6 protein-coding genes are annotated in these 9,489 nt (G+C 39.4%); 5 read left to right on the forward strand and 1 reads right to left on the reverse strand.

Annotated features, from left to right (window positions below):
• Nucleotides 1-353 precede the first annotated feature (353 nt).
• From BGP15_RS18270 to BGP15_RS18290, 5 genes are all read left to right on the forward strand, one after another.
• Complete coding sequence (locus BGP15_RS18270; RefSeq protein WP_286770422.1) at nt 354-3,506, forward strand: SusC/RagA family TonB-linked outer membrane protein; 3,153 nt, start codon at nt 354-356, stop codon at nt 3,504-3,506.
• Nucleotides 3,507-3,518: 12 nt separating this feature from the next.
• Entirely contained in the window at nt 3,519-4,976 is a 1,458-nt protein-coding gene (locus BGP15_RS18275; RefSeq protein WP_286770423.1) for a RagB/SusD family nutrient uptake outer membrane protein, read from the forward strand.
• 10 nt (nt 4,977-4,986) lie between these two features.
• Nucleotides 4,987-5,673, forward strand: a complete 687-nt coding sequence (locus tag BGP15_RS18280) for a hypothetical protein (RefSeq protein ID WP_286770424.1) — start codon at nt 4,987-4,989, stop codon at nt 5,671-5,673.
• Nucleotides 5,674-5,678: 5 nt separating this feature from the next.
• The gene (locus tag BGP15_RS18285) at nt 5,679-6,668 is read left to right on the forward strand and encodes a DUF5007 domain-containing protein (protein WP_286770425.1); all 990 of its coding nucleotides are present in this window, start codon (nt 5,679-5,681) and stop codon (nt 6,666-6,668) included.
• A gap of 160 nt (nt 6,669-6,828) precedes the next feature.
• Nucleotides 6,829-8,421, forward strand: coding sequence for a M60 family metallopeptidase (locus BGP15_RS18290; protein WP_286770426.1), 1,593 nt, complete (start codon nt 6,829-6,831; stop codon nt 8,419-8,421).
• A gap of 845 nt (nt 8,422-9,266) precedes the next feature.
• Here BGP15_RS18290 and BGP15_RS18295 read toward each other — a convergent pair.
• A partial coding sequence (locus tag BGP15_RS18295) for a hypothetical protein (RefSeq protein ID WP_286770427.1) occupies nt 9,267-9,489 on the reverse strand: 223 nt, incomplete at its 5' end.

A 9,489-nucleotide genomic window follows, 5' to 3' on the forward strand; every position in this document is an offset into this window, starting at 1 on the left:
AGAATTTTAGATTGTATTGATTAAATTTTAAAATGATCGAGTATATAAAGTTAGTAATATTGATTAACTAATAGGATATTTCAATGCAGCTTACAATTGTGTGCTGTTTGTTAATATTTGTGAAGCGTTTTTACAGCGTTCATCTTAAGATAACGTTTAAATAGCGCTAATCTGATCTCTTTGATACAAATTCAGCTTTTTGTAAAATTTACTCAAACGATTGCGTAAAAGTAGCGCAATCGTTTGATTGTGTTATTCTGAAATTTAATATTCTAATAGTTATTTATTTGCCCCTTCTTTTTTGTGACATCAGGATTTTTGATCTACCTTCACTTCACTAACACTAAATTAATATGAAGAGAATTCTACCTATTATTATTCTCGTGGTGATGTCCTATTTTCATGTTTTCGGCCAAACAATCCCTGTGGAAGGGACTGTTCGAGATGCAAATGGGCAGCCGTTGGCGGGTATGACCGTCACAGAGCGAGGAACAACGAATCAAGCGTCTACAAATCAGCAAGGTTCATTCACGTTGGCCGTAAAAAGCCTTCCCGTAACATTGGTTTTTTCTGGTGTCGGCTTTAAAAAGCTGGAGGTCCAGGTGACAACAAAACAGGCTCCTGCCGTAGTCCTTCAAAAAGATGACTCCTTCTTAGGAGAAGTTGTGGTTGTTGGATATCAAAAACAGTCTGTTAAAAAGACGACTAGTGCTGTTCAGGTTATTTCAGGCCGGACGATTGAAGATTTGCCTGCACCGAGTTTCGAGAGCTTGTTGCAAGGAAGGGTCGCAGGTGTCAATATCCAAAACTTTACAGGAGAGCCTGGAGCGAGGAATACGTTTACTGTGCGTGGTAATACCACAATTTCCCCCGATCTGAATAGTGAGGTCGACTTGGCAAATACAATGAGCTCTCCACTATATATTATTGATGGGATGCCACTATCAGTCTCTGACTTAGGTGGGTCATCAGCTACAGGAACCAATTATATTGCGGGTATCAATATCAACGATATTGAAAGTATTGTTGTGCAGAAAGATGCTGCAGCGACAGCGGTATGGGGTTCTCGTGGTGCGAATGGGGTTATTGTGATCAAAACAAAACAGGGCCGGGTAGGAAAGCCATCAATTAGAGCATCCTATTACAGGGGAATTACGGAAAGGCCGCAATTGCAAAGAACCTTAGGGGGAGCTACAGAAAGAAGGACAAAGATGGATATTCTAAGTCAATATGCTTCATGGGCTCAGATGGGTGGATTTACGCAGCCCTTAACAGACAGTTTGAATAGTAGCTACAATAATGCAACGGATTGGCAAGATTTGTTTTATACAACAGGAAATATTGATAACGCAGATGCGAGTATTGCAGGTGGAAGCGAGTCTGTTAATTACAGATTATCTGCGGGTTACTATAATGAGGATGGTGTTGTGCGTAACACTGGATTTAAGCGGTACTCGATAAGAGGTAATTTTGGGTTTACACTTTCACCTATTATCAAATCGGATTTTATGGTGTCTGCAGCAAGAATAAACCGCAAACGTGGACTTGGTAGAGGTATTGACCAGGTCGTTCCGGTGAATCAAGGGGAGATGCCTTCTTCTTTTGTCGGACTTGGTCAGGCAGATTATGATTTCTACTTAGGGCAATATGATAAATTAACGGATGATAATCAGACCGATAATATCAATATTTTTTCAAAAACATATGTCGATATCATAAAGGGATTGCAATATTCATTGGAGGGCTCAGTACAGGCAAATATGGATAGCCGAAATCAATTTCAACCTCGTGAACTTAATCAAGGTATCAACTATGCTGCATCAACGGGGAGAAATGCCTATACCTACAATATTGCAAACGTATTGAATTATGTAAAAACATTTAATGAAAAACACACGATTAATTTAACGGCGTTACAATCTTTTCAATATGATAAGCAGTTGTCCCATAAAACAGAAGGATATAATCTGCCCACAGACGATATTCATGTAATCCAAGGCGTTGCAACAAAAGATTTAATAGCAAGTACAAACAAGGTGGAGTCTGGGCTTCTATCTTATATGGGACAGTTTTCCTATGATTTTAAATCAAAGTACATCTTTAATGCCTCTTGGCGTTCAGATGCTTCTTCCAGATTTGGTGTTAATACCAAATGGGGATCCTTTCCTGCATTGTCAGCTGCTTGGGTTATTTCTGATGAGAATTTTATGAAAAAATTTGATTGGGTTAATATGCTTAAATTGAGAGGAAGCTGGGGTAAATCAGGTGTCCTTCCGGAAGATTTTTATGCACCTTATAACGTTTGGGCCTTGTCATCGGACACATACAATGGAACTACATTCGCGGTGCCATCCTTTAAAAAACCGCTGACATTAAAAAATCTGACCTGGAATAAATCTGAGCAAACAAATATTGGATTTGACTTGGGGCTCTTCAATGATCGTTTAACAGTGACGTTCGATGCTTATCGAAAAACTCTGAAAGATCCAATTATGGGATTCTCATTCCCATATTACACAGGTTACACAAAGTTGTCGTTTAACGTGCCAATGACCGTTTATAATGAGGGGATTGACCTGACTATTATGACAAGAAATCTGCCTAAAACGAGTGCATTGCAATGGAATACTAATCTAAATATGACTTTTAACAAAAATAGAATCGGTTCATTGCCATTTGGAGATCGTAGTTTCTATGCCGATTCTAGAGGTTGGAATCAACAATTGTTGTATACGGTAGGGAGTCCTATATATAGATGGGCTCAAATGATCTATCAGGGCGTGTATTCGAATCAAGATCAAATTCCTGTAAATCCAGTGACGGGCAAACCTATGACGGTATTTAAAGGAAATTATGTTGTAAAACCTGGATTCCCAAATTGGGCGGATGTAAATCAAGATTGGGATACATGGAGTGACGAAGATAAAGGAGCAGCGGATGGTGACTTGATGTTAACGGGTAACCCGAATCCGCGCATTACGGGGGGCTTGTTTAATGAGTTTATCTACAGAGGTTTTTCAATTAGTATGCTAAATACCTTTACCATCGGGCGTGATATTATTAACAATTTAAAGAGCAACCAATTTAATGCTATTGGTGGTAGTGTAAATAAGTTTACAAACAATAGGCTACCTGATCTAGAAGGCTTGGATTACTGGACACCTGAAAAGGCAAAGGATCCAAATTATCAAGCAAATTTTCCTTCGATATCTCCCTATGGAAGTTATTTCTATCAGTATCTTCCGTTTAGCACGATGTTTAATGAAAATGGTACTTATTTCAAAATTAAGACAATTTCTGTCGGGTATATTTTACCTAAAAATGTCGTGGAACGGTTAAAGATAGGAGCTAGAAATATAAGATTCTATGGTATGGTGGATAATCTCCATACTTTTCAGAAAGCTTCAGTCCCTGATGCTGAATTGGTGACACCGCAAGGGGAATATAGCGGCGGGGCTTATCCATTGCCTAGGAAATATACAATCGGTCTAGAAGTCAACTTTTAAAAAACGATCAAAATGAAATTTAAATATATATTATCATTAGTCGGAATATCAGGAATTTTATTATTTAATTCCTCTTGTTCGAAATATCTGGACTTAAAGCCAGAAAATAGCACTTACGATGAGGTGTTTTGGAAAGATGGCGAAAATGTAAATAGGGCAACACTTGGTGCATATGCATTGCTGCGTAACTCGCTTAGGGCAGATCGATCGTATTTCATATTTGGGGATATCGCATCTGGAATAATGCATCGCTCGGGTGATGATTGGAATATGAAAGAGCTTTCAAGAGAGGGTGGGGCAAAGGGACCTTATACTTTTAGCTACGCAGCATACTTGGAGGGTAGTCTTTGGAACTGGACGCGTTTTTATGGTGTAATCAATCAATGTAATTTGATTGTTGATCAGGCTCAGGGGATGGACAATAAATTGTTCAGTGACGGTGAAGCAGAGAAAAATAGTTACATCGCGAATGCAAGATTTTTGAGAGCATTTACCTATTTCTACATGCAGCGGGTTTGGGGAGATGTACTATTGGTTAAAGAAACGTTTAAAGATCCTCAGAATATTCCTGATATGGCAAGGACAGCAGAAAAGGAAACTTTAGCATTTTGTAAGGAGGATTTATTGTTTGCGATCGCTAATCTTCAACAAAACTCGACAAAGAGTTTTGCATCTAAGGGTGCTGCTAATGCACTGATGGCGGAGGTTTGTGCTTGGGAACATGACTATGTTAATGCGGAGAAGTATACGAATGAGACATTAAAGCTTGGATATGCACTAGAAGATGTCAAAGACTATCGGAAGATATGGTTGGGTAACTCTAAAGAATCAATCTTCGAATTGAATATGCTCTATAGCGAGAGCGGCAATGAATTTACCGAAGATTTCTTTAGTAGATTTCTAACAAGTGCCACTATTCCCGGTAAAGGTAGCAGCTCCGCTTGGTATATTGAACCTGAATTTCTTGACAGTGAATTTGATAAACCTGAAGCAAGGTTAGATTCAATGTCTTTGCCTTTTCCGGATGGGTCGGAATTAAGAAGCATTCGCAAGTACGATAATAAAATTGAATACAGGGAAGGTAAATATGCGATTAGCAATAATCTGGTACTCATTCGTCTCGCCGATATCATCCTGCTGCGGGCGGAGGCTTATTATAAGAACGGTAAGCAAGCGCTTGCATTGAATGACCTGAATACAATTAGAAAAAGAGCTGGCCTCGAAGAAATACAAGTTTCTGGAGAGGAATTGTTTAAAGAGATATTCAAAGAACGGAGAAGAGAGTTGATTGGAGAAGGAATCATTCAATTCGATTTGATTCGGATGAACATGTTTGAACAATTTGATGAATACTCGGCATATTCGCAAGATAGAATAGCTAACAAAGGATATTATTGGCCGCTGGATATGCGTAATTTATTGCCGCAAAACGAATTGCTGACCCAAAACCCTTGGTGGAGAAATCATTAATAAGGAAATTATGAAAAAGATTATTTTAAATATAGCTTGTTTGCTTGGAATTATAGTAGCTATTAGCTCATGCAAAAAGAATGACTATTTTGTGGGCGGAGAGTTGCATAATCCAAAGATCAATATGACAACGTATGATTGGATGAAAAGTAATAAGTATGGTGTGTTTGATACTGTTTTGATGTTGATTGATAAAGCAGGTGTGAAGGATAAGATCAACGCGCAAGGGATTACTTTTTTTGCTCCGACAGACTATGATGTTTATAACTATGTGCAGGCTCGGACAAAACAAGTCCAAAAAGTTGATCCTAAAAAAATGTGGACAGTAGATTCAATCATGAAGTATGAACTGGGTCGATTTGCAGATTCAATTGATGTGTATATTACAAAAGAACAATTGACGAATGATAAACTTACTGCATCGGGCAAAAAATATAAAAATAACAAGGGGGGCAATTTTATCATTTCTTATGAGGAAACACGAGATCCTGCTTTAGGCTATAATGAAAATTCTACTGTTTTGCCGAAGGTCGTCATGTTCACTTACCTTTATCAGTCAATTGGAGATGTTTTTGATGTTAAGACCATTATCCCACCTGTCGGCAACAGAACATTGGTTCAAACTTCTAATGCGCAAACGACCACAGGTGTAGTACATGTATTAAATAATTCCCATGTTTTATTCTATTATCGTTAAGGGCTATGAAAAGTAAATTATTATATAGTATTGGACTCGCAGCAATTTCGCTTGTGGGCTGTAAAAAAATACCTGAAGGCAACTTGAGCGATATCATTCGTTATGAACAATTGCCTGTCGAAATTCTAATGGGGAGATCCGAAGTTTCAACTGCAATAAACCCAGCTGGATCCAGTAAACCAATTGAGGTTAAATTGCTTAAAGTGTATCAAAAGGAAACTGGAAAAGATGTTACCGATATTTTTATGCAAACATTTCCGATTAAGATCTGGAAAAAACTGTATGATTCTAAAGTTGATACAACGTTGGACCTGATTGCTGCTAAACAAAAAGATACCGTAATGACGGCATTAAGTATCAACAAATTTTCTGGAGCGATTGAGTCGACGCCAAATACATTAAAACTTCCGAAGGGTCATTATATTTATGATTTAGAAATAAAGAACGCTGTGGGTACGAAAATTTATCCAGCTATCGGTGAGTTTAAATTGGTTGAAGCACCATACTTTGATGTTCCTGCTGTAAGATCAACGGTCGCGATGAAAGTTGGTGCTGAAACGACGACAAAATCTATTCCAAGCAATGCTAATCATATTAAAGTAACCTACTTGGGCCTTGGAGACAATAAAGTTGTTGTAAAAATAGTGGATAAAAACGGTGTTCCATTTAACCCTAAAAATGGTGAAATAGCTAGGCGTCCTAACTCAGGTACTGCAGGCGGTTATTTACAAACTATGCAGGATTACTCTATTTCCACAACGTTATTTGATGATCGTATGGAGTTTGTTTATGGGGTTTTGCCTTTTCCATTAGTTTCTCTAGGGAATGGATTTAATTATTATTACCGGATCCCTGCTCCTTATGTCAATTTTGATGATAGCTTGGGATTACCTTATAATACTTATTCTTGTAACGCAAGATTTTCATTTCAGGCATTTGTGCCAGGTACTTATCAGGTGGATGTTATTGTTCCACAAGTGACGAGAGTAAAGTAGATGAATTTATATAATTATTAAGAAGGGGAGGTGTGCTTTTGTGCGCCTCCTCTTCCTATTAATTATGAATTTATAAGCTCAAAAAATATAGATGGTATAAACTTGCATTGACGGAAATGTGCAAAAATTAATAATGAATTGTAAACCATATTCCATAATTATGATGAAAAGAAAATTTCTTGCTGTTGCACTCGGCCTCATACTAAGCGCCAATCTGAAGGCTCAAACCGCTCAGGATTTCAAGCAAACCTATGCCGATCTTGCTGTATTCGAAGATCCTTTGGCGTTAACACTAAAAAAGGGGATTAAGAAAAAACAGCTCAGTCAGATTGCTGATACAACACTACGCCGGGTCGCGCAGTCTATACTTGATGGCAACTATAATAAAGAGTATAAATATGCAACCTATTATGCCTTGTTGAATCCGACAACTTTAGGGCATCAATTAAGTATTGGTGACGGTTATAGTAAATATGAAAATATAACCGGTGTGTATCTTGCCAAAGGGAAGCATATTGTTATCGTGGATGGTATTGCAGCTGGTAAAGAGGTAAACCTTGTTGTGCCCAACTGGTTGCGAAAAGCTCCCAATCCGCAGGAACCTACAAAAGACCCAAAAGGTTGGGGACTGGAAAAACAGGAATTCAGATTGCAGAATGGCGTGAATATTATCCAGCTCGAGGATTACGGAAGTTTAGCCTATATCGATTATTTCTCTGAAGAGCCTGAAAAGGAAAACCCCATTACAGTTCATTTTCCGACAGGACAGGTAAACGGTTACTTTGATCTTAAAAAACAGGGAAATAAGGAGTGGAATAGTCTGATCGATCATGCTGTATTCCCCATTATGGATGCAAAAGGCGAGCATATTCAGACCGCTTATCCAATAGAGGCATTGAAACAGTATGCTTATGGAAAAGGTGTCGAGCTAATTCGTAATTACGATTCGCTAGTGTATAGGCAACATCGCTTAATGGGACTGGAGAAGTATAATAAAGTACCTAAAAATCGTATTCTCGCGCGGGTGAACTATAATTATTACATGTTTCGTGATGGTGATGGGGTTGCCTATATGGGCGATAAAGTTGGTTACGCGATGAAGATGGTGGTAACGCCGGAATCGGTAATTAAAGGAGATCCTTGCTGGGGTTTCAGTCATGAGGTGGGCCACGTACACCAGACACGTCCAATGTTTAATTGGGGTGGCTTGGGTGAGGTGAGCAACAACCTGTTCTCCTTATATGTAACACGTTCGTTTGGTAATAAAACTCGGGTTTCAGAGCAGAACAATTTTGAGAAAGCGAGGACCAATATTATTGAAAAACGAATTTCTTATTTGTCCGATCCGGATGTATTCGATCGTTTGATTCCTTTTTGGCAGTTACAGCTCTATTTTGAGGGTGAGGGAAAACGCCCCGATTTTTATGCCGATCTATTTGAGACGTTCCGTCAGCAGAATATGAATAAACCAAGAAGACAGCGTTCAGATTGGAGTTCAGATCGCATGATGGGTGAGCGTAATCCTGCCGTTCACCAGCTGAATTTTGTTAAAACAGCTTGCGAAGTGGCCAAATTGGATTTGACGGATTTCTTTGATAAATACGGATTCTTTTTCGTTGGTACCTTGGAATACGACGATTATGGAAAGTATACCTATGCCATGACGCAGGAAATGGTTGATGCCTGTCGTCTGGCAATTAAAAAAATGAACCTACCCAAGCCTAAGGTTGATCTTACAGCATTAAGAGATTAGAATAGGTTAACTGGCGCAAATGAAGCTCCGAATCGCAGTGAATGATTCGGAGCTTTTGTGTTTAGTGGGTATAGCTTGTGGATCTCGTCATTGTCTTGACGTTTTGAAAACTGAATGAACTTCCTGTAAGAAATCGTTCTATCCTCTTTTAAATTGAATAAGATGTTTTTAGCTGTGATTCAATTATACCTTGATATCTGACTTCTAACAGGACATAATAATAGGATATGAGCTTTTAAGGGAGGGGCGAGTTCTAAGTGTGTATTTATCCGCTGCTGAGCCCTAGTATTCTTTTGTGCTTTTATAGCGTGTTTTCCTGAGATATTCACATGTTTCAGCGTTGCTGCGGATTTTTTCGGCTGCGGTTCGGTCTGGTATTGGCCTTTTTTAGGGGCATCCGGGGGACATGGTCGCGTTCGGAACGTCATTTGTCCGTGCTGGCAGCGGGGTGAGTGCGGGCTTAGCGTCGGACTCACCTTTCGCTAAATAAAATTAGGGAGAGTTAAGTATGCCTTATTCCTTAGGGTAGCTTTTGTTTATATTTAACTTAGTAATAAGTTAGGGTTTGCTTAGCTATTACCTATACTATACCTAAACTAAACCCAACTAAAACCTAAACTAACCCTAAGTAAACAGGTAAAAAAGTATAGTTGCAAAAGAGCGTATTCCAAAACCTGTTTGCTGCCACTTTTCCGACCCTACCGATATCCGTCCGTCCCCTGTTATATCCTGCGTTGCGGTTTCTTTCCGATGCGATCTTTCCGGTGGCACAGTTTTCCGGCCTTTCCGGTACGGATTCCACACACAGTGTTCGCGCCGGCTTTTAGCAGAAGATCCCGGCCGGATTATGCCGCCCGATGTTTCTGATCCTTTCGCCATCCATCTTTACGCCCGGCCCCGTCCATCGGCGATGGCTGACTCGCCCTCTGTCGGATGCGCGTGTGCCCACCGTCTTCAATTGGGCAAAAGCAGAGCGAAGAATGCCCTTTGCATCTTTCAGGCCTAACAATACCACCTTTACTATTCACGATGCCGTTTCTCTTTCCCCGGGAAGTGGGAACACAGCAG

The sequence above is a fragment of the Sphingobacterium sp. 40-24 genome (assembly GCF_001899705.1).
GTDB classification, from domain to species: domain Bacteria; phylum Bacteroidota; class Bacteroidia; order Sphingobacteriales; family Sphingobacteriaceae; genus Sphingobacterium; species Sphingobacterium multivorum.

Excerpts from the sequence above, each read along its gene's own strand:
- BGP15_RS18270 (WP_286770422.1), top strand. The coding sequence starts at position 354 with ATGAAGAGAATTCTACCTATTATTATTCTCGTGGTGATGTCCTATTTT.
- BGP15_RS18275 (WP_286770423.1), top strand. The coding sequence starts at position 3,519 with ATGAAATTTAAATATATATTATCATTAGTCGGAATATCAGGAATTTTA.
- BGP15_RS18280 (WP_286770424.1), top strand. The coding sequence starts at position 4,987 with ATGAAAAAGATTATTTTAAATATAGCTTGTTTGCTTGGAATTATAGTA.
- BGP15_RS18285 (WP_286770425.1), top strand. The coding sequence starts at position 5,679 with ATGAAAAGTAAATTATTATATAGTATTGGACTCGCAGCAATTTCGCTT.
- BGP15_RS18290 (WP_286770426.1), top strand. The coding sequence starts at position 6,829 with ATGATGAAAAGAAAATTTCTTGCTGTTGCACTCGGCCTCATACTAAGC.